The sequence below is a fragment of the Gemmiger sp. genome (assembly GCF_036306485.1).
Classification (GTDB): Bacteria; Bacillota; Clostridia; order Oscillospirales; family Ruminococcaceae; genus Gemmiger.
The window spans coordinates 175,700-197,115 of sequence record NZ_JAXJZK010000016.1; the positions used below are offsets into that span (position 1 = coordinate 175,700).

Below are 21,416 nucleotides of genomic sequence, written 5' to 3' on the forward strand. Positions count from 1 at the left end.
TAACCTCATCATTATAACAAAAAAACAGCCCTGCGTCAAGATGCAGGGCTGCAAATTGCGGGTACTTTTCAGAACAGGCGCTGTTTGCGGACCGGGTGAGGGGTGAAAGGCGTCTCCTCATGATGGCGGCTGACCAGGACTTCGCGGGTCTTTTCCTCGGTATGGCCGTTGGATTTGGCAACCGTGTAGAAGCTGCGGGTGATATTGTAGTAGCCCCGCATATGCTGGACCAGGTATTCCGCCACCGCCGGCAGGCAATCGGTGTCCTCAATGTCCTCGTAATTGTAATCCGCATAGAGAAACGCGGTTTTTTCCTCTCCGCAGACCAGCACAATGCCGGACTCGTTGAGCTGGACCTGATCCACGGTGCTCTGTTTGAGGCCGGCCAGGCCGCTTTCGCTTGCAAGGCGTGCTGCGCGTTCCCGCAGGGCCAGCGGGACGGACTGCGGGTCCAGCGCCTCATTGCCGCGCTGGCCGATCTCCAGCAGAATATCCCGCATCATCCGGCTCTCGAGCAGCGGACGAATTTTTTCACGCGCGCGGGCCTCTTCCGCCTTGTTCTGAATTTTATGCAGCAGCCCCATGCTATCCTTCCTTCCCCAACTGATGCTGATTGTATTATAGCACAACCGGCACCGATGCGCCAACCGCAGCCGCCAAATTTTCCGTCGGAGAGGGCAGGGGAGAGGGGGCCGGTCAGCGTCCCGCAAGCAGGATGCCCAGGACGGCCTTGCCGACATGAAGCCGGTTTTCCGCCTCCTCAAAAATCTCATCGGCGTGGCGTTCCAGCACTTCGTCGGTGATTTCCTCGCCGCGGTGGGCGGGCAGCGGATGCTGCACCATGCAGTCCGGTGCCGCCAGCGTCAACCGGGCGGCGTCCAGGCAGTAGCCCGAAAAATCCCGGCGCCGGCGCTCGGTTTCCCGCTCCATGCCCATGCTGGTCCAGACGTCGGTGAACAGCACATCGGCACCGGCAGCGGCTTCGTCGGGATTCTGCACCAGGCGGAAATGATCCCCGAACCGGCGCGCAAAATGCAGCACATCGGCGGCGGGGCGATACCCGGCCGGGCAGGCCACCGTCAGGTCCATGCCCATCAGCAGACAACCGACAATCAGGCTGTTGGCCATGTTGTAGCCGTCCCCGATGAAGCCGGCCCGCAGACCGGCCAGCTTGCCCCGGCGCTCCCGCACCGTCATCAGGTCAGTGAGCACCTGCAGCGGGTGGGCGTAGTCCGTCATGCCGGACACGACGGGCACGCCGCTGTAACGGGCCAGGGCCTCCACATCGCTCTGCTTGAAGGTCCGGCAGATGATGGCATCGTAATAGCGGCCCAGCACACGGGCGGTGTCCTGAATCGGTTCGCCGCGGGCGATCTGCAGATCGGCGGCACTCAGGTAGGTGCCCAGCCCGCCCATCTGGTAAACGCCCACTTCCAGGCTTGTCCGGGTGCGGGTGGACTGCTTGTCGAACATCAGGGCAACGGCCTTGCCGGCAAGGTCCTTGGGGTCCTGGCCGGCCTTGTGCAGCCGCTTGTATTCGTCCGCCACATCGAGAATATGGGTGATCTCGTCAGGGCTGAGCGTGCTTAATTTCAACAGGTGTTCCATCGAGAATCCCTCCCGACTCAAAAGGTTTGCAGCACTTCACGCAGGATGGCTACGGCACGGTCGACATCCTGCTCGGTCAGGATCAGCGGGGGCAGCAGGCGCAGGCGGGTCTTGGCCGTGAGCACCAGCAGGCCCTTGCGCTCGCAGGCGGCGCGCACATCGGCAGCCTGGATGCCCTCCTCAAAGGCAATGCCCACCATCAGGCCCAGGCCGCTGATCTGCGCCACATGGGGCAGGTCAGCCAGCGCGGCGCGGAGCTGTACGGCACGGTCATTGACATTTTTCAGAAACTCATCGTCCATCGTGTCCAGCACGGCGCAGGCACCGGCGCAGACGACGGGATTGCCGCCGAAGGTCGAACCGTGGGAGCCCGGGCCCATCGTCTCGCCGACCTTCTCGGTGGTCAGCACGGCGCCGATGGGCAGACCGCCGCCCAGGCCCTTGGCCAGGGTGACGATGTCGGGCCGCAGACCGTAATGCTCGCAGGCCAGGAAGGTGCCGGTCCGGCCCACGCCGGTCTGGACCTCGTCCACGATGATCAGGATGTCCCGCGCCCGGCAGAAGGCTTCCACCTGGTGGACATAGTCGGCATCCAGTGCGACCACGCCGCCCTCGCCCTGGACCATCTCCATCATGACGGCGCAGACCGAGTCATCGGCTGCGGCCTCCAGCGCGGCGAAATCGTTGGCCGGGACATAGAGAAAATTCTCCGGGAACGGTCCGAAATCGTGGTGGAACACGTCCTGGCCGGTGGCGGTCAGGGTGGCCAGCGTCCGGCCGTGGAAGGAGTTGTTCAGCGTGATGACCTTGTTGCGTGCGGCGGAATAGTGGGTCACGCTGTATTTGCGCGCGCACTTGATGGCGCCCTCGTTGGCCTCGGCGCCGGAGTTGCCGAAGAACACCCGGTCCAGACCGGTGCGGCGGCAGAGCCGCTTAGCCAGCTTGCCGCAGGGCGCGGTGTAATACAGGTTGGAGGTGTGCTGCAGCGTCTGGGCCTGTTCGGTGACAGCCGCCACCCAGGCGGGATGGCAGTAGCCCAGAGCGTTGACGCCGATGCCGGAGGTGAAATCCAGGTATTCCCGGCCGTCGGGGGCATAGGCGAACATGCCGGCGCCCCGCTCGATGACGAGGGGACTGCGGCTGTATGTGTGCATCAGATACTTCTGATCACGTTTGATGACTTTTTCGGTTTGCATGAAAATTCCTCCCGGTCAGTAGGGTGGGGGACGGCGGTCAGCGGCTTCCGCGCCGGTAGAACAGCGTGCCCGAACCGCGGTTGGAGAACATCTCCAGCAGGACGGAATGAGGCACCCGGCCGTCGATGATGACAGCCTCGTGGACGCCCTCGTAGATGGCGTCGGCCATGCCCTCGATCTTGGGGATCATGCCGCCGCTGATGACGCCGTTTTCCTTGTAGCCGGCGATCTCGGAGATCTCCACCTCGGGAATCAGGGTGGATTCGTCATCCTTGTCGTAGAGCAGACCGGCAATGTCCGTCATCGAGACGAGCTTTTCGGCATGAAGGGCGATGGCAATCGCGGCGGCGGCCGTGTCGGCGTTGATGTTATAGGCAATGCCGTTCTCATCCATGCCGACCGTCGCAATCACCGGGATGAACCCGTCGCTGAGCAGATGCTCGATCAGCGTCGTGTCCACCTTTTCCACATTGCCCACATAGCCCAGATCGACGTCGGTCTTGCGGGAACAGGTGATCGTGTGGCCGTCCAGACCGCACAGACCGACGCCGCGGCCCTTGAGCAGCGCCACCAGATCCTTGTTGACCTGTCCGGCCAGAACCTGCTGGACAATGCTCATCGTCTCAGCGTCGGTATAGCGCAGGCCGCCCACAAAGCGGGACTCCTTGCCCACCCGGGCCAGCATCTGGTTGATGGCAGGCCCGCCGCCGTGCACCAGCACCACGCGGACGCCCAGCAGCGTCAGCGTGACCAGGTCATTCATGACGGCCAGCTTGAGTTCCTCGTTGACCATGGCGTTGCCGCCGTATTTGATCACCAGTGTTTTTCCGTGATATTTCTGAATATAGGGCGTGGCTTCGGAAAAAAGCAGCGCCATCTCCTCATTTTTCATCATACAGCATTCCCCGCAGTTTTGCAATGGTGGGATCGGCGATCCTCAGGTCCGGTAGTCGCCGTTGATCTTTACATAGTCGTAGGTCAGATCACAGCCCCAGGCTTTGCCCTCGGCATCGCCGGTGCCCATGTCCACCTTGACCAGGATGTCGTGCTCGCCCAGCACCGCGTAGGCCTCCTCCTCGCTGAAGGGGTGGTACGCGGCGTTCTCACAGACGAACACCTCGCCGGCGGCACTGGCAATGCGGACCGACACATGATCGATGGAGAAATCCCCCGGCGTATACCCGATGGCGCAGAGAATCCGGCCCCAGTTGGCATCGCGGCCAAAGACTGCAGCCTTGAACAGATTGGAGCAGACCACGCTCTTGGCGACGGCGCGGGCAATCTGATGGTTGGGGGCATGGGTGACTTCGCAGGTGATCAGGTGGGTGGCACCCTCGCCGTCCGAGGCGTGCAGCGCGCACATATGCTCGGCGACCGCCGTCAGCGCGGCCAGGAATACTTCATAGTCGGGACCCTCGGCGGTGATGGGGGTGTTGCCGGCCAGGCCGGAAGCCATCAGCAGCAGGGTGTCGTTGGTCGAGGTGTCCAGGTCAACGCTCATCTGGTTGTAGGTGGTGGGCACGACGGTGCGCAGCGCCTTCTGGAGCAGCTCGGGGCTGACGGCGGCGTCGGTAGTGTAGAACGCCAGCATGGTGGCCATGTTGGGGGCAATCATGCCGCTGCCCTTGCCGATGGCGCCCAGGTGGCAGGTCTTGCCGTCCAGCGTGAACTGAAGGGCATATTCCTTCTCATAGGTATCGGTGGTCATGATGGCCTTGGCGGCGCGGTTGCTGCCCTCGGGGCTGGCTTCCAGCAGCGCGGCGGCCTGGGGGATGCCCCGGGCAAAGGGATCAATGGTCATCGGCTGGCCGATGACGCCGGTGGAGGCGGGCAGCACGTCCTCCTTGGCAATGCCCAGCTGTTCCGCCACGAGGGCGCAGCATTCGTTGGCCAGGTCCACGCCGTTGGCCGCACAGGTGTTGGCGTTGCCGCTGTTGACCAGGATTGCCTGGGCATGGCCGTCCGTCAGATGGGCGCGGTCCACCCGGATGGGGGCACCGTAGACCTTGTTGGTCGTGTAGACGCCCGCCGCAGCACACCGGACATCCGCCTTGATGATGGCCAGATCCAGCTTGTTGGGGTTGGCGCGGAACCCGGCATGGACGCCGGACGCCGAAAAACCTTTGGCGGCGCAGACGCCGCCGGGAATGACCTCGAAATTCGTCTCCATTTTCCCAAACCTCTTTTTCACTTGCAAATTACAGGACCAGTCCGGCTGTCTCGTCCAGACCGAGCATGAGGTTCATGCACTGAACCGCCGCGCCCGAGCTGCCTTTGCCCAGATTGTCCAGCACGCTGATGAGCAGCATCCGTTCGCCGTCCGGCGATACCGAGGTGTAGATCTCCAGCGTATCGCGGCCTTCCAGTCGGTTGGCCGGCAGAAAACCGGGCACTTCGCCCAGCGGATGAACCGTGATGACCCGCTCGCCGGCGTAATAGGCCTGCAAAGCGGCGGAAAGCTCCTCGGCGCTGTGGCCGACGGTGCTCAGATGCAGCGGCACCGTCACCTCCATGCCGGCGTAGTAGTCGTCCACCACGGGGCAGAAGATGGGCAGGTGTTCCAGCCCGCAGATCGCCTGCATTTCCGGCAGGTGCTTGTGGCTCAGCGTCAGCGCGTAGGGGCGCGGACTGTCAAACTCGGCCGAGCGTTGCGGGTCGCGGTACTGGGCGATGCCGCTCTTGCCGGCGCCGGAATAGCCCGAAAGGCCATAGCAGCTGAGCAGGGACCCGGCGGGCAGCAGCCCCTCGCGGACCAGCGGAGCCACCAGCGTGATGAAGCCGGTGGCATAGCAGCCGGGCACAGCCACGCGGGCGGCGGTGCGCAGCGCCTGCCGGGTGCCGTGAAGTTCCGGCAGACCGTACAGCCAGCCGGGGGCCGTGCGGTGGGCGGTCGAAGTGTCCAGAATCCGGACCTCCGGCTTTACCAGCGGCATGACCTCCCGTGCGGCGGCGTCGGGCAGGCAGAGAAAGCTCAGATCGCTCTGGTTGATAACCGCGGCGCGGGCCTGCACATCCTTGCGGTCGGCCTCGGAAATCGTCAGGATCTCGAATTCCTCGCGGGCGGCCAGACGGTCCGCAATCCGCAGACCGGTTGTGCCGGAGGAACCATCGACAAAAATTTTGTACCGTTTCATTCTTTCGCTTCCAGTCTGGACTTTACATCGGCAATCTGGCGCAGCACGCTCGCCCGCGTGGGTCCGCCGTAGCTCGTGCGGCCCTCGCAGCAGTTTGTCAGGTCGATTGCCTGATAGATGTCCGTATCAAAAAGTTCGCTGTACTGTTTGAATTCTTCCAGCGTCATCTCTTCCAGCGTCTTGTCCTGCCGGATGCAGGCCGCCACCATCGTGCCGGTGCACTTGTAGGCGTCGCGGAAGGGCATTCCCTTCTTGGTCAGGTAATCCGCGCAGTCGGTGGCGTTGATGAAGCCCTTGGCGGCGGCGCGGCGCATATTGTCGGGCAGCGGGGTCATCGTGGCCAGCATCGGCGTGATGGTCCGCAGGCAGAGTTCCAGCGTGTCCACCGCGTCAAAGACGGCCTCCTTGTCCTCCTGCATATCCTTGTCGTAGGCCAGAGGAATGCCCTTCATCATGACGAGCAGCGTGTTCAGATCCCCGTAGACCCGGCCGGTCTTGCCGCGGATCAGCTCGGTGACGTCGGGGTTCTTTTTCTGGGGCATGATGGAGGACCCCGTCGTGAAGGCGTCGTCCAGTTCGATGAACTTGAACTCCCAGCTGCACCAGAGGATGATCTCCTCCGACAGGCGGGACAGGTGCATCATGCAGGTGGCCATCGCGGAGGTCATCTCGATGCAGAAATCCCGGTCCGAGACACCGTCGATGGAGTTGCCGCAGGGCGCGGCAAAGCCCAGCTCGGACGCCGTGTAGAACCGGTCAAGCGGATAGGTCGTGCCGGCGAGGGCGCCGGACCCCAGGGGACATTCGGCGTCCATCCGCTTCTGGGCGTCCTGCAGACGGCCCAGGTCGCGCAGCAGCATCCAGGCATAGGCCATCAGCTGATGGCCGAAGGTCACCGGCTGTGCCCGCTGCAGATGGGTGTAGCCGGGCATCACATAGTCCGCACCGGCCTCAGCCTGGGTGCAGAGCGTCAGGATCAGTTCCCGGATCTGCTGCTGCAGATGATTGCCGGCCTCCCGCAGGTTGAGGCGCAGGTCCAGCGCCACCTGGTCGTTGCGGCTGCGTCCGGTGTGGAGCCGCTTGCCGGCATCCCCCACGCGGGCGGTCAGGGTCTGTTCCACAAAGGTGTGCACATCCTCGGCGGTGGGGTCAATCTCCAGCGCACCGCTGCGCAGATCGTCCCGGATGCCCAGCAGACCGGTGCGGATCGTCTCGGCGTCCTCGGCCGAGATGATGCCCTGCCGGCCCAGCATGGCGGAGTGCACCAGGCTGCCCTGAATATCCTGTTCGATCATCCGGGCGTCAAACCGGATGGAGGAGTTGAAATCGTTGACGCGGCTGTCCACCGCTTTGCTTGCTCTGCCTTGCCACAGTTGGGGCATTCCTCATACCTCCCGATGATTGTTGCGGCCCGGGGCCGCGGGATTCGGAAAAATCACAAATCCGCCAAGGCGGTCAGACCTCCCTGGCGGTTTTGCGCTGTTTTGTTAAAAATCGACTTGCGAAATCCGGTTACTTGACTTCCGGCCAGCTCTTGGCGAGCTTGGCACGCTCGGCGATGGGCAGACCGAACAGGTTGATGAACCCGGCGGCGTCGGCCTGGTTGTAATCCTCATCCTCACCGAAGGAAGCGGTCTGTTCGTCGTACAGCGTGTAGGGGCTGGTCACACCGGCGTTGATCATGTTGCCCTTGTAGAGCTTGAGCTTGACATCGCCGGTCACGGTCTTCTGCAGATCGTCGGTGAAGGCGCAGATCGCTTCGCGCAGCGGGGTGAACCACTGGCCGTTGTAAACGATGTCCGCCATCTTCTGGGCGACGATCTCCTTGAAATGGAAGGACTCCTTGTCCAGCGTGATGGTCTCCAGGACGTTGTGCGCCTTGTACAGGATGGTGCCGGCCGGCGTCTCGTACACGCCGCGGCTCTTCATGCCGACCAGACGGTTCTCCACGATGTCCAGCAGGCCGATGCCGTTGGCGCCGCCGATCTTGTTCAGGTACTCGATCAGAGAAACGCCGTCCATCTCCTTGCCGTCCACGGCGGTCGGAATGCCCTTCTCAAAGTGGATGGTCACATAGGTGGGCTCGTCGGGCGCCTGCTCGGGGGAGACACCCAGTTCCAGGAAGCCGGGCTTGTTGTACTGCGGCTCCAGGGACGGCTTCTCCAGATCAAGGCCCTCATGGCTCAGATGCCACAGGTTCTTGTCCTTGGAGTAGTTGGTCTCACGGTTGATGCGCAGCGGAATGTTGTGCGCCTCGGCGTAGTCGATCTCCTCGTCACGGCTCTTGATGTTCCACTCACGCCACGGGGCGATGATGGCCATGTCGGGGGCCAGCGCCTTCAGGGTCAGCTCAAAGCGGACCTGGTCGTTGCCCTTGCCGGTGCAGCCGTGGCAGATCGCGTCGGCGCCTTCCTTGGCGGCGATCTCCGCCAGCGCCTTGGCGATGCAGGGACGGGCATGGGAGGTGCCCAGCAGATAATCCTCATACTTGGCATCCGCTTTCAGGCAGGGCCAGATGTAGTTCTCAACGTAATCCTTCTTCAGGTCCAGCACATACAGCTTGGAAGCGCCGGTCTTGAGGGCCTTCTCTTCCAGGCCGTCCAGCTCGGTGCCCTGGCCCACGTCGCCGGAAACCGCGATGACTTCGCAGTTGTTGTAGTTTTCCTTCAGCCAGGGAATGATGATGGAGGTGTCAAGACCGCCGGAGTATGCCAGTACGACCTTTTTGATATCTTCCTTTTTCTTTTTCATAAGATACTCCCTCTTCCTATCCGACCGCGATGCGGTGTGAATAAATATTCATTTCGTACTCTTATTATACACGCACGGCACCAAATTGCAACCCGGCAGAACCGACAAGGAATTGTCAACAATCCTATGTCTGATTGGTCACAGTGCTGCCGCACTTGCAATGCAAAACGCATAGAAAACGCTCTGAATGCAATTTTATACATAAAAATGAATAAACAAGACATTCCGCCCGCTGCCGGGAGGGGCAGGCGGGCGGAAACCATATCAGGCGAGATCCAGGATCTGTGCATACAGTTCGGGCTGATCCTTGGTGTATTGCTCCACAACGTTGGAGCAGGCGACGGCCCAGTCGGACTTGTCGGGCACCTCGACGATGTTGCAGCCCTGGGAGCGCAGGCTGTCCAGCACGCGGTCCTCCTCTTGCTGGGAGATCTGGGCGTTGTACTCCTCGGCCAGCGTACCGGCCTGGGTCAGGGCGGTCTGCTGGTTCTCGGTCAGGGCGTCCCAGCTTGCACTGCGCATCACAACCTGGGAGGAACTCAGGGTGTGGCCGTCCAGGATCAGCGTGTTGGCGACCTGGTTGTAGCCGCCCACGGCGTAGCTGTTGAGCGAAAGCTCGCCGCCGTCCGCCTGGCCGGTCTGCAGCGCCGTGTAGAGGTCCTCCGCGGGGGCATCCGACACGACGGCGCCCAGACTCTCCACAATGCCGCCGGTGATGGCCGAGTCGGCCACGCAGAGCCGCAGCCCCTTGAAGTCCTGCAGCCCGGTGACGCTGCGCACCGTGAAGAAGTCGCGGAAGCCGTCCTCGACAAAGAACAGACCCCGGAACGGCAGGCCGATCTCCTGGGGTTCGCCCAGCACCTGGGCGCCCACGTCGGAGGTGATGAAATTCCACCAGTGGGCGCGGCTGGCGAAGGTGTAGGGGACGGTCAGCAGGGCGTTTTTGTCGCAGCCGTGCTCCGACAGCAGCGAGGTGGACAGCCGGGCCAGATCAACACCGCCATCCTCCGCGCCGAGGGCGGAGAACACCTCGGCCTCACTGCCCAGCACCCCGGCAAAGTTCAGGTCAATCGTGACCGAGCCGCCGGACAGCTCCTCGGCCTTCTCCTTGAAATAGGAGGCCACCTTGCCGGTGGTGGAATCCTGGGTGCCGCTCTCCGCAAAGACCAGCGTCACGGCCGGGTCGGACCCCGCCGCAGCGGCGGTGGAGGCGGCCTGTTCGGAATCCACCGCGGAGGAGATGACCACCTCGGGCTCGGATTCGGCGCCGGACGACGCGGGCGCAGTGCTGCCGCAGGCGGTCAGCCCCACCGCCAGCGTGCCTGCCAGAACAGCGGACAGAAAACGATTCGGTTTCATGGGAGAATCTCCTCCTTCTGGATGTTGTCTGAAAAAGGGAAAAAACCTCGCAGTTCAGTATCTCTACTATAACAGGAATCGGGTACGGATGCAAGGAGTGCACCCCGTTTCGGGCCGCAAAAAAGCCGCCCGCCCCTTCCCGCAAAGCAGGAAAACGGGGCGGACGGCAGAACGTCCGGATCAGAGGCCGATTTCCCGGTCAATACCGGGGCTCAGCGGCACCAGCGGGCAAACTCGTCGTCGGTGCACTTGACGTAGTGGGTGCCCGAAACCAGATGGTTGGTGCCCTGGGTGTAGTCGATGCCGGAGGAGGCGTAGTCGTAGCTTTCCGCCACGCGGCGCTTTTCCACCACGGGGTTGGGCATCGGGATGGCCGAGAGCAGGCTGCGCGTATAGGGATGGATGGGATTCTCAAAGATCTCCTCGGTGGTGCCGGTCTCGAGCAGATGGCCCAGATGCAGCACGCCGATGCGGTCGCTGATGTACTTGACCATCGACAGGTCGTGGGCGATGAAGAGGTAGGCGGTGCCGGTCTCGGCCTGGATATCCTTCATCAGGTTGACGACCTGGGCCTGGATCGAAACGTCCAGCGCCGAGATGCACTCGTCGGCGATGATCAGCTTCGGGTCCATGATGAGGGCGCGGGCGATGCCGACACGCTGCCGCTGGCCGCCCGAGAACTGGTGCGGATACCGCTCGGCATGTTCGGGCGCCAGACCGACCTTGGCCAGGATCTTCTCGACCTTGTCCCGGCGCTCTTCCCGGGAACGGTACATGTGATGGATGTCCAGACCTTCGGCGATGATGTCGCCGACCTTCTTGCGGGGGTTCAGGCTGGCCATCGGGTCCTGGAAGATCATCTGCATCTGGGTGCGCAGATGCCGGTTGGTGGCCTGATCGAGCTTGCCGCTGATGTTCTGGCCGTCAAAGGTGATGGTGCCGGCGGTCGGGGTGTACAGACGGATCACGCTGCGGCCGATGGTGGATTTGCCGGAACCGGACTCGCCCACCAGGCCGTAAGTTTCGCCGGGGTAGATGGAAAAGCTCACATCGTCCACCGCCTTGACCGTGAAATTGCGGTTGATGCGGAAATACTGTTTGAGCCCTTCAACCTGCAGCAGCGGTGTTTTGGCTGTGTTTGTCATCTTACTGCCCCTCCTTTGCGGCTTTCAGAGCCTCCGCCTTCATGCGGTCCACGCGGGCGCGCAGCTCGGCGGGCATCTCCACCTTGGGGGCACGGGGGTCCAGCAGCCAGGTGGCGGCGTAATGGGTGTCGGTCACCTTGAACATCGGCGGGTCAATCTCGTCGTCAATGTTCAGGGCAAACCGGTTTCGTGCGGCAAAGGCGTCGCCCGGCATCTCATGCAGCAGGTTGGGCGGGGAGCCGGGGATGGTGTACAGACGCTCGTCGGCGGTGTCCAGGTCGGGCATGGCGGACAGCAGACCCCAGGTATAGGGGTGACGCGGATCGTAGAAAATCTCGTTGATCGTGCCGGTCTCGACAATCTTGCCGGCATACATGACATCCACATAGTCGGCAACCTTGGCCACAACGCCCAGGTCGTGGGTGATGTAGATGACCGAGATGCCGCGCTCGCGCTGGATGCGGCGGATCAGTTCCAGGATCTTGGCCTGGATCGTCACGTCAAGGGCGGTGGTGGGCTCGTCGCAGATCAGCAGATCGGGGTCGCAGGCCAGCGCAATGGCGATGACCACGCGCTGCCGCATGCCGCCGGACAGCTGGTGCGGATAGCTCTTCATCCGTTTCTCGGCATCGGTGATGCCCACTTCCTCCAGCAGGGCCACGGCGCGCTTCCAGGCTTCCTTCTTGTCCATCTTGAAGTGCCACAGCATGCCCTCGGTGATCTGTTTGCCGATGGGCATCGTGGGGTCCAGGCTGGTCATGGGGTCCTGGAACACCATGGCGATCCGCTTGCCGTTGATGTGGCGGCGAATCCATTTCTTGTCCTTTTTCAGGATGTCCACCGTCTCAGCGGTGCCGTCCTCGTGATGATAGGAAAATTCAATCGAACCGGCGTTGACAATGGCGTTCTGTGCCAGAATTCCCATCGCGGCCTTCATCGTCACGGATTTGCCGGAACCGGATTCGCCCACCAGGGCCACCGTCTCGCCGCGGTACAGGTCAATGTTGACGCCGCGGATCGCATGGACCGGGCCGGCCGTCGTTTTGAAGGTGATGTCAAGATCACGCACTGCCAGAACATGTTCCTTTTCTTTTTCAGCCATTGTGCGCACCTCCTTACATACTCTTCATTTTGGGGTCCAGCGCTTCGCGCAGACCGTCCGCCACCAGGTTGAAGCTGAGCATCAGCAGGACCATGACGGCGATGGGGGGAATGATCTGATAGGGATGGGTCGTGAAGCTGTTGTACAGCTCGTTGATCAGCGAACCCAGAGAGCACTGCGGAACCGGAATACCCAGACCCACGAAGCTCAGGAACGCCTCGGTGAAGATGGCGGTCGGGATGCTGAACATGACCTGGGTGATGATAGGTCCGATGATGTTGGGCAGCACTTCGCGGAAGATGATGAAGAAGCTGCCGGCGCCCAGCGTGCGGGAGGCCAGAACGAACTCCTGCTCCTTGAGCTTGAGCATCTCGGCGCGGGCAATGCGGCTCATGCCGACCCATTCGGTCAGCATCAGCGCAAAGACGATGGTCAGGATGCCGGGCTGCAGGACCAGAAGCAGCAGCGTGCAGATGACCAGGCGCGGGATGCCGTTGGCGATTTCGAGAAACCGCTGCATGATCATATCCACCCGGCCGCCGAAGTAGCCGGAGATCAGGCCGTAGGACATGCCGATGACCATATCAATGATGGCGGCGGCCACGGCGATGATCAGGCTGACCCGCGCGCCTTCCCAGGTACGGGTCCAGATGTCGCGGCCGAAGTTGTCCGAACCGAACCAGTAATAGACGTCATCCAGTCCTTTTTCCTCGTACTGGTTGGTGACCTTGCTGCCCGTGGTGGTGGAGATGGTCTCGTCACCGTTGAAGATGCCGATGTTTTCCACCACCGGAATGCGGGGTGCGAGGTTCTTCTGGCTCAGGATCTGGCCGGAGTAGGTGTATTCGTTCATGCCGGGGCCGAGGATGGCCATCAGCGTGATCACAACAATCATGATCAGTCCGAACACCGCGCTTTTCTTGCGGAAAAAGCGGATGCGGACATCCTTCCAGAAGCTCTGGGAGGCAAAGTTGGTGTCGATTTTGATGTCGCCGGCGTTGTCCTTCAGGCGAAAATCCGCCTCGGTGAACTTGTGCTCGGGAAAGGCGGCATCCACGGCGGCGATGTCGTTCAGCGCGTTGATTTTGACGCGGCTGGCTGCTGCTTGTGCCATTCTCAGTTCCCCTCCTTGGAAAGACGGATGCGAGGATCAATCACACCGTACAGAATATCCACCACCAGCATGATGCCGATGTACATGGCGCTGTAAATGAAGCTCAGGCTGATGACGACGTTGTAGTCGTTGGACTGGATCGCGTTGACCAGCAGGCTGCCCACGCCGGGAATCGCAAAGATCTTTTCCACGACCAGCGAGCCGGTCATCAGGTCCACCACCAGCGGCGCGAGCACCGTGATGATGGGGATCAGGGCGTTGCGCAGCGCATGGCGGAAGATCAGTGCCGAGCCGGAAATGCCCTTGCTCTCTGCCAGCAGCATATAGTCGCTGTCCAGCACTTCCAGCATCTCGCTTCGGGTGAAGCGGGCGATGGAGGCCATGGTGAACATGGACAGCGAGATGCTGGGCAGCACGCTGGAGGCGGTCACATCCTTCACCGAGAACAGCATCGGGAACCACTGCAGACGGAAACCGAAGGTGTAGGACAGGCCCAGAGCAAAGACGTAGGAGGGAACCGACACGCCGATGACCGAGATCACGGTGGCGAGGGTGTCCCAGATGGTGTCGCGCTTGAGCGCCGCGATGATGCCCAGGATCAGGCCGACCACCGCGCCCAGCATGACGGCCATGCCGCCGATCTGGATCGAGATGGGCAGGCGCGTCTCAATCAGCTGGCTGATCGGGGTGTTTTTGGAAATGTTGTAGCTGACGCCGAGATCGCCGCGCAGCATGCCGCCCACATATTTGAAGAACTGGACGACCACCGGCTGGTCAAGGCCGTACTTGGCATAGAGCGCCGCACGCATATCGTCGGTCAGCTTTTCGTCGTTGAACGGAGAGCCGGGCATCAGCTTCATCAGGATGAAGAGCACCAGCAGAATGGCGAGAAGGGTAAAGAGAGAGGTCAGGATACGCTTGAGCGTGTATTTCTTCACGGTTGGAGATGCCTCCTTTGGTGGAGTGGATCGGCCCGCAGGGGGCCGTCTGCCTTGCGGGAAGGGCCGTGGCCTTCCCATCCAATCAAAAAAGCCGCGCAGCGAACGGATTTACAAAGCCACTGCGCGGCCTGTTGCGGTTAATTCAGATCAATCGACCTTGACGGCGTTCTTGTAAACGCGGTTCAGGGCGACGGGATGGAATTCAATGCCCGTCACGTTGGGGCTGACCATCTCGGCGTTGCACTGGGTGTACAGCGGGTAGATCACAGCCTCGTTCATGACCAGCTGCTCGGCGTCGTACAGCGCGCTCCAGCGGCCCTCGGGATCGGTGCACAGATCACCGGTGCTGCATTCGGCGATGATGGCGTCATAGTCGGCATTGGACCAGAAACCGTAGTTGTTGGAGTTGTCGGTCACCCACATGCCCAGGTAGGTCATCGGGTCGGCGTAGTCGGGGCCCCAACGGGTCAGGCCCAGTTCAAAGTTGCCGTTCTGCATGTCTTCGACACGCTGCTTCTTGGGCTCGATGACCAGGTTGATGGTCATGCCGGGCAGGGTGGTTTCGAGCTGTTCCTTCACAACCTGAGCGACCTTCTGCGGAGCGTCATCGGCGTCCACGACCATGTCGAAGGTGAAGGTGTCGGCGCCCAGCTCCTGCTTGGCAGCCTCGTAGTAAGAAAGGGCCTTGTCGGGATCATACGCGCAGACATCGGAGAACTTGGTCTGGTCGGCGCTGAAGTCGCTGCCGTCCGGGCCGGTGGCGAACTGCGGGGGAACGGCGGTGTAGGTCGGCGTGCTGCCGTCCTTCAGAACGTCGGTGCAGATCGCGTCACGATCCAGCGCGAAGGTCATGGCCAGACGCATGTTCACGTTGGCCAGCTCGGGAACGCCCTTCATGTTGGGGCTGATGTACCACAGGTAGCCGGCGCCCATGCTCATGAACGCGGGATCATCCTTGACCTGATCGACCTGCTCGCCGTTGACCAGCGTGGTATCCAGCGCACCGGTCTGGTAGCTCATCAGCGCCTGCTGGCTGTCCTGGATGACCTGGTAGTTCAGGCCGGCCAGCTGGACCTTGTCGGCGTCATAGTAGCTGTCGTTCTTGACCAGTTCAAAGGCGGTGGCGGCCGGCTCATAGCTGGTCAGCACGAACGCGCCGTTGGACAGGGTGGTCTCGGGGCTGGTGGCGAAGGTGTCGCCGCAGCTCTCATAGAACGCCTGGTTGACCGGGTAGTAGGTCGGGAAGTACATCAGGCTCAGGAAGTAGCTGACGGGAACGTTCAGCTGAACCTGCAGCGTCTTGTCATCCACGGCGGTGACGCCCAGTTCCGAGACGTCCTTCTCACCGGCGATGATCTCGGCCGCGTTGACGATCTGGCCGATGTCGCTGAGCATGTAGGAATATTCCGAAGCGGTCGCGGGGTCCACAGCGCGCTGCCAGGCGAACACAAAGTCGGAGGCGGTCACGGGATCACCGTTGGACCAGTTGGCATCCTCACGGATATGGAAGGTGTAGGTCTTGCCGTCCTCGCTCACTTCGTAGCTCTCGGCACAGGCCGGAACAGCGGCGCCGTCGGCATCCATCTGCATCAGGCCGTCGGTGAAGTCGGCGATGACTTCAAAAGAAGTGCCGTCGGTGGCAATCTGCGGGTCCAGGGACTGGACGGGCGTTTCCAGCATGACGTTCAGCGGGGAAGACGAGACCTCAGTGGCGCTCGCGGTGCTGGCGGCTTCGTTCGTGGCAGCGGAAGACTCACTTTCGCTGGTGCCCGTCGAACCGCAGCCGGTAGCAGCCAGGGCCATGGCAGCCGCCATGGCAAAGGCCAGTACGGATTTGACGTTCTTCATGGTTGCATTCCTCTCTCTTTTCCCATCTTACCGGCCGCTTTAAAGCGGTAAATGAGAACATAATATAAAATACAGCACAAATTGTTCTGGGAAAACCCGCACATCTTTGTGCTGCAAAGCTATTATACCCCCATCAAACGGTAAAAGAAAGTGTTTTTTTTCGTTTTGGGAAGAGAATCGGCGTTTTTCTGTGGATTGTACAAACCTTCTGTTCATATTTTATACAAAATTCGTCACAATCCTAAAAGAAAACAACAAATTGTCCGCAAATGAAAAACAAAAAAAGCTGATAGAACCGCCATCCGCAAAAATCTGTGCACTGAATACGGACAGCGGCGCACAGGCTGTCGGCCGCTGATGTATAAATAATCCCCCCGCCGGCAGGCCGGCGGGGGGAAAAGGCAAAACCCACTCTATCTTATTGTTCGGCGGCGCAGTCCGGGCACAGGCCGGTCACCGTCAGGCTGTGGCCCTCGGCACGGATGCCGGGCACCGCACGGATCATGCTGCTGAGCTGCCCTTCCGGCAGGTCCAGGTTGAAGACGCGGCGGCATTTCTGGCAATAGAAATGTTCATGCGAGGCCGGGTCCCAGTCAAAGCATTCGGCGCCGCTGATCATTCCGACCCGGCCGACCATGTGATTGTCCGCCAGGGTGTTCAGATTTCGGTAAACCGTACCCAGGCTGATATGCGGGCACCGTTCCCGGGCCAGACCGTAGATCTGCTGCGCGGAAAGATGCTGCTTCTTTTCCTGAATGATCTCCAGGATGATTTGGCGCTGCCATGAGTACTTCATAAAATTCTCCTTGTGTTGTAAAAAAATGAAATTTCTTAAAAGATTTTAACACCTAGGAAAATGGTTGTCAATATCTGGGTAAAAGAATCGCAAAAAAGAATTTTGACAGATGTTAAAATTGTCTCAAGATGCGTTGTTTTCCCGGTAAAAAGGGGGCAGAAATAAATTTTTCGGTTTTTTTCAAAAAAATGCTTGACAAATGGCCTTGCATTCTCTATACTAATAGAGCACCGTTTCAGATGCACCTCATGTGGCGGTATAGCTCAGTTGGCTAGAGCATTCGGTTCATACCCGAAGTGTCACCGGTTCAAATCCAGTTACCGCTACCATAATGCAGGGTTTCGCTAAAATACTTGGGGGCCGGTTGCAGTCGTGATCGGTAAGTTGCTTGCTGTTTTAGCGAAACCTTGTATTCTTATGGCCCGTTGGTCAAGCGGTTAAGACACGGCCCTTTCACGGCTGTAACATGGGTTCGATTCCCGTACGGGTCACCAAGACAAATCCGGATCTTCTGCCTTGCAGGCGAAGATCCGGATTTTTTGTTTTTCACGCCTTTGGCATCCATCCTGAATCCTTTATAAAGAGGTAGAAACCCCGCGGATTGGCCCTTTCCCCGGGAAAAGCCGCAATCCGCGGGCGGGGAAGTCGGCGCGCACCAAAACTTTACACAAATCTGACCGTTGCCGGGCCTTGGCGGCGGCCGGAACCGGAAAGCCGGTCCCCTGTCTGGGGGACCGGCTTTTCCATTTTACGGTAAAAAATGCTGCCCGGCACAGTTTCTCCGGGATGCTCTGCCCCCACGAAAACGGGGGCCTCCGTTTTACCGTTTTTTTGCACAGGGGGTCAAAACACCGCCTGCTTTTTTACGCAAACAATACCGGTTCATGGTCGCAACGCCGCGGCGAAGGCACTAAAATACTAGACGGAAGGCAGGGAAGAGCATGTCCGTCAAGAAAAAACATTCCAAAGGCAGCGGCCGGGCACCGGCTGCCGCTGTGCATCATTCCGTTGGATTCTGGTGTCTGCTCGGGGTGGTCTGCGCCGCCGTTCTGCTGGCCTGCATGTCCTACCCCTGGGAAAACCTCGGGACCTATCACGGGGACAACATCTCCACCCTGCACTATGTAAAAGGAAAGGTCGTCGAGGTCTTGCGGGAGGACCTGGAACAGGACCAGCTGGACGGCAGCCGGTACCTGGGAACGCAGGAGCTGACGATCCGGCTGCTCAGCGGCGAAAACGCCGGCACCGAGATCACCATCGACAATTATCTGACCCGCACGCAGAACATCCTGCTGCACAAGGGGGACACCGCGGTGATCTGTGAGGATCTGCCCGAGAGTGCCGATCCCTATTACACCGTCTACGGCTATGACCGTGCGCCGGTGCTGGCCGTGATCCTGCTGCTCTTCGCGGCGGCGGTCATCGCCATCGGCGGGTTCAAGGGCGTCCGGACGCTGCTCGGCCTCGGCTTTACCGGCGCAGTCATCATCTACTTCCTGCTGCCCGCCATCTATCACGGACTGCCCTCCCTGCCGGTCACCGTCCTTGTGCTGGCGGCCTCGGCCCTGGTCAGCCTGCTGTTCCTCAACCCGCCCTGCGCCAAGACCTGGGCGGCGGTCCTGTCCAACATCGGGGGTGTGGCGCTGGCCGGCATCCTGTTCCAGCTCTTCTGCGTGTTCCTGCATCTGTCCGGCATGAACGACGACAACGGCGAGGGCCTCGTGCTCGTATCGGGGCAGATGGGCCTGGAACTGCACTGGCTGCTCCTCATTGCGGTGCTGATCTCCTCGCTGGGCGCGGTCATGGATGTGAGCCTGTCGCTGGCGTCCTCGCTCGACGAGCTGCGCTGCGCCGACCCCACGATGCGCGGCTGGAAGCTCTTTGCCGCCGGTATGCGGATCGGCCGCGATATGATCGGCACGATGAGCAATACCCTGATCCTGGCTTTCGCCGGGGAATCCGTCACAACGCTGCTTCTGCTGCTGGCCTACGGCTGGCACGCCACGCAGCTGTTCTCCTCGGATTATATCGCCATCCAGGTGGCCCAGGGCGTGGCCTCCACGATGGGCGTTGTGCTGAGCGTCCCGCTGAGCTCCGCCATCTGCGCCGCCCTGTACGGCAAAACCGAAAAAACAATGCCCGCGCAAGCAGGCTTATTACATAAATAAACCGCGGGCACTGTTTCGGGGCGCGCCGGCACCGGCGTTCCCCGCATCCACCGCAAACTTTCATTCGGAACAAGGAAAGAGAGATGTGTGAATTGAACCTGAAAAACTGGAACCGCTTTGCGGCCTGCGCCATGGCGCTGGTCATGAGCGCCGGGCTGGTGACGACACCGGCTTTTGCCGAGGGCTCCACGCCGGAGAGCGCTGCTCCTGCGGCGGAGGAGACCGAGGCCTCCGAGGAGACTGCTCAGCAGGATGCTCCGATCTTCTATGCCTATCATCATGACAGCAAGGATACCGTCCTGAACATCGGCTCCACCGAGGATTCCGTCACCGTGACCTGGTACGGCAGCACCCCGACCGGCGGCATGCTGAAGTACGGCGTCAAGGGCGGCGAGAAGATGACCGTCTACGCCGATGTGGCTCCGACGAGCGAGGACGGCTGGTATAAAAACTCCGTCACGCTGACCGGCCTCAAGAGCAACACCACCTACGAGTACGCCGTCAGCGCTGACAAGGACGAGGCCCATTACGGCGAGACCAAGACCTACACGACCCAGGAATTCGGCGATGACGAGGACTTCAGCTTCCTGGTCTTCGGCGACCCGCAGATCGGCTGCAGCGGCAGCACCGACAAGGACGCCCAGGGCTGGATCAACACGCTGAACCAGGCGCTGACCACCGATCCCGATGCGAACTTCCTGTTCAGCATGGGCGACCAGGTCAACAGCTACTACAATTATGACCGCAGCAACCTCAACCAGGTGGAAAACGAATACGAAGCCTTCCTGTCCGCGCCGCAGCTGACCCAGCTGCCCCTCGCGACCGAGCTCGGCAACCATGACTGCGGCTACAACACCGCCCTGTACGGCGAGCACTTCACGCTGCCCAACGTCAGCGAGAAGTACGGCCAGAGCAGCGGCGACGCCTACGGCGACAACCCCATCGACTCCAGCTCGGAGGCCGACGGTGATTACTACTTCACCTACAACAATACCCTGTTCATGGTGCTGAACTCCAGCAGCCTGAGCATCGGCGAACACAAGGCCTTCCTCGAGGAGACCATCGCTGCCCATCCCGAAGCAACCTGGAAGGTTGTCTCCTTCCACAAGTCCATCTACAGCGTTGCCAGCCACGTCACCGAGGCGGACATCGAAACGCTGCGCAACGGCCTGTCCCCGATCCTCAACGATCTGGGCATCGACATCGTCCTGCAGGGCCATGACCATGTCTACGCCCGCAGCTACATCATGGGCGGCGAGAGCGGCATGGAGGCCGACGTCGAGAAGAACCCCGACGGCACGGCCCTGACCGAGATCACCAACCCCGACGGCGTGCAGTACATCACCTGCAACTCCGCTTCTGGCAGCAAGTTCTACAACATCACCAACGAAGCGTTTGAGTACACCGCTGTGCAGAACCAGGAAAAGGTTCCCAACTACTCTGTGGCGGAAGTCAGCGATGATGCCTTCACCGTGACCACCTACCGCAGCAGCGACAACAGCGTGGTGGATACCATCACGATCAAGAAGACCGAGGAGCCGGCGCCGACTGCCGAGCCGACGGCTGAACCCACCGCTGAACCGACCGCTGAACCGACCGCTGAACCGACCGCTGAACCTACCGCCGAGCCGACTGCTGCTCCGACGGCTGAACCTACCGCTGAGCCTACCGCCGCTCCGACGGCTGAGCCCACCGCTGAGCCTACCGCCGCTCCGACGGCTGAGCCCACCGCTGAGCCGACTGCCGCTCCGACCGCTGAGCCGACGGCTGCTCCCACGGCCGAACCGACCGCTACGCCCGCTCCGACCGAAGATCCCGCCTACACCGGCTGGAAGACCGAAAACGGCAAGGACTTCTGGTATGAGGACGGCGTGAAGCAGGGCACCGAGGGCCGCGGCAAGGAAATCTACGATCCCGAATCCGATGCCTGGTACTGGCTGGATGCCGTTCAGGACGGCGCCAAGGCTGTCTCGAAGGATGTCTATCAGGAATCCGACGGCGGCAAGTGGGTCCGCTACGACGCCGAGGGCCGGATGATCAAGGGCTGGAACACCAACTCGGACGGCACCTGGTACTTTGATCCGGAAACCGGTGCGATGGCCAAGGGCATCGTCACGGTGGACGGCAAGGACTACCTCTTCGATGACGTCACCGGTCAGCTGCACAAGATGGGCTGGAAGACCGTGGACGGCAAGGACTACTGGTACGAGAACGACATCAAGCAGGGCACCGAGGGCCGCGGCAAGGAGATCTA

17 protein-coding genes and 2 tRNA genes are annotated in these 21,416 nt (G+C 61.1%); 4 read left to right on the forward strand and 15 right to left on the reverse strand.

Going from position 1 to position 21,416, the window contains the following annotated elements; genetic code table 11:
- Positions 1-68: 68 nt before the first annotated feature.
- From U0L91_RS04155 to U0L91_RS04225, 15 genes are all read right to left on the reverse strand, one after another.
- Positions 69-584, reverse strand: coding sequence for a hypothetical protein (locus U0L91_RS04155; protein WP_330044957.1), 516 nt, complete (start codon positions 582-584; stop codon positions 69-71).
- A 112-nt stretch (positions 585-696) separates the two neighbouring features.
- A complete protein-coding gene (gene argF, locus U0L91_RS04160) occupies positions 697-1,608 on the reverse strand; it encodes an ornithine carbamoyltransferase (RefSeq protein WP_330044958.1) in 912 nt (303 codons plus the stop codon).
- Positions 1,609-1,625: 17 nt separating this feature from the next.
- Positions 1,626-2,804: an aspartate aminotransferase family protein gene (locus U0L91_RS04165; protein ID WP_330044959.1), complete on the reverse strand. Its 1,179-nt coding sequence runs from the start codon at positions 2,802-2,804 to the stop codon at positions 1,626-1,628.
- Between the two features lie 37 nt (positions 2,805-2,841).
- Entirely contained in the window at positions 2,842-3,696 is an 855-nt protein-coding gene (argB, locus tag U0L91_RS04170) for an acetylglutamate kinase (protein ID WP_330044974.1), read from the reverse strand.
- A 45-nt stretch (positions 3,697-3,741) separates the two neighbouring features.
- A complete protein-coding gene (gene argJ, locus U0L91_RS04175; protein WP_330044960.1) occupies positions 3,742-4,974 on the reverse strand; it encodes a bifunctional glutamate N-acetyltransferase/amino-acid acetyltransferase ArgJ in 1,233 nt (410 codons plus the stop codon).
- A 28-nt stretch (positions 4,975-5,002) separates the two neighbouring features.
- Positions 5,003-5,938, reverse strand: coding sequence for an N-acetyl-gamma-glutamyl-phosphate reductase (argC, locus tag U0L91_RS04180; protein ID WP_330044961.1), 936 nt, complete (start codon positions 5,936-5,938; stop codon positions 5,003-5,005).
- A complete protein-coding gene (argH, locus tag U0L91_RS04185; RefSeq protein ID WP_330044962.1) occupies positions 5,935-7,320 on the reverse strand; it encodes an argininosuccinate lyase in 1,386 nt (461 codons plus the stop codon). Before argH ends, argC begins: the two co-directional genes overlap by 4 nt.
- Positions 7,321-7,450: 130 nt before the next feature.
- Positions 7,451-8,689: an argininosuccinate synthase gene (locus tag U0L91_RS04190; RefSeq protein ID WP_330044963.1), complete on the reverse strand. Its 1,239-nt coding sequence runs from the start codon at positions 8,687-8,689 to the stop codon at positions 7,451-7,453.
- A gap of 264 nt (positions 8,690-8,953) precedes the next feature.
- Positions 8,954-10,048 (reverse strand): TRAP transporter substrate-binding protein, encoded by a 1,095-nt coding sequence (locus tag U0L91_RS04195; protein ID WP_330044964.1) that lies wholly within the window; start codon positions 10,046-10,048, stop codon positions 8,954-8,956.
- A 212-nt stretch (positions 10,049-10,260) separates the two neighbouring features.
- Positions 10,261-11,193: an ABC transporter ATP-binding protein gene (locus U0L91_RS04200; protein WP_330044965.1), complete on the reverse strand. Its 933-nt coding sequence runs from the start codon at positions 11,191-11,193 to the stop codon at positions 10,261-10,263.
- 1 nt (position 11,194) lies between these two features.
- Complete coding sequence (locus tag U0L91_RS04205; protein ID WP_330044966.1) at positions 11,195-12,295, reverse strand: ABC transporter ATP-binding protein; 1,101 nt, start codon at positions 12,293-12,295, stop codon at positions 11,195-11,197.
- A gap of 13 nt (positions 12,296-12,308) precedes the next feature.
- On the reverse strand, positions 12,309-13,409 hold the full coding sequence (locus U0L91_RS04210) for an ABC transporter permease (protein WP_330044967.1): 1,101 nt from the start codon (positions 13,407-13,409) through the stop codon (positions 12,309-12,311).
- A gap of 2 nt (positions 13,410-13,411) precedes the next feature.
- Positions 13,412-14,347, reverse strand: a complete 936-nt coding sequence (locus tag U0L91_RS04215) for an ABC transporter permease (protein ID WP_330044968.1) — start codon at positions 14,345-14,347, stop codon at positions 13,412-13,414.
- Between the two features lie 150 nt (positions 14,348-14,497).
- Positions 14,498-16,198 (reverse strand): peptide ABC transporter substrate-binding protein, encoded by a 1,701-nt coding sequence (locus U0L91_RS04220; RefSeq protein ID WP_330044969.1) that lies wholly within the window; start codon positions 16,196-16,198, stop codon positions 14,498-14,500.
- Between the two features lie 418 nt (positions 16,199-16,616).
- Entirely contained in the window at positions 16,617-16,994 is a 378-nt protein-coding gene (locus tag U0L91_RS04225) for a Fur family transcriptional regulator (RefSeq protein WP_330044970.1), read from the reverse strand.
- Positions 16,995-17,246: 252 nt separating this feature from the next.
- Here U0L91_RS04225 and U0L91_RS04230 point away from each other — a divergent pair.
- The 4 genes from U0L91_RS04230 to U0L91_RS04245 form a co-directional block, all read left to right on the forward strand.
- Positions 17,247-17,323 (forward strand) — tRNA-Met (locus U0L91_RS04230).
- Between the two features lie 90 nt (positions 17,324-17,413).
- Positions 17,414-17,488, forward strand: a tRNA-Glu gene (locus U0L91_RS04235).
- Between the two features lie 447 nt (positions 17,489-17,935).
- The gene (locus U0L91_RS04240) at positions 17,936-19,162 is read left to right on the forward strand and encodes a YibE/F family protein (protein ID WP_330044971.1); all 1,227 of its coding nucleotides are present in this window, start codon (positions 17,936-17,938) and stop codon (positions 19,160-19,162) included.
- A gap of 83 nt (positions 19,163-19,245) precedes the next feature.
- Positions 19,246-21,416, forward strand: a 2,171-nt coding sequence (locus U0L91_RS04245; RefSeq protein ID WP_330044972.1) for a metallophosphoesterase, incomplete at its 3' end; no start/stop codon positions are given.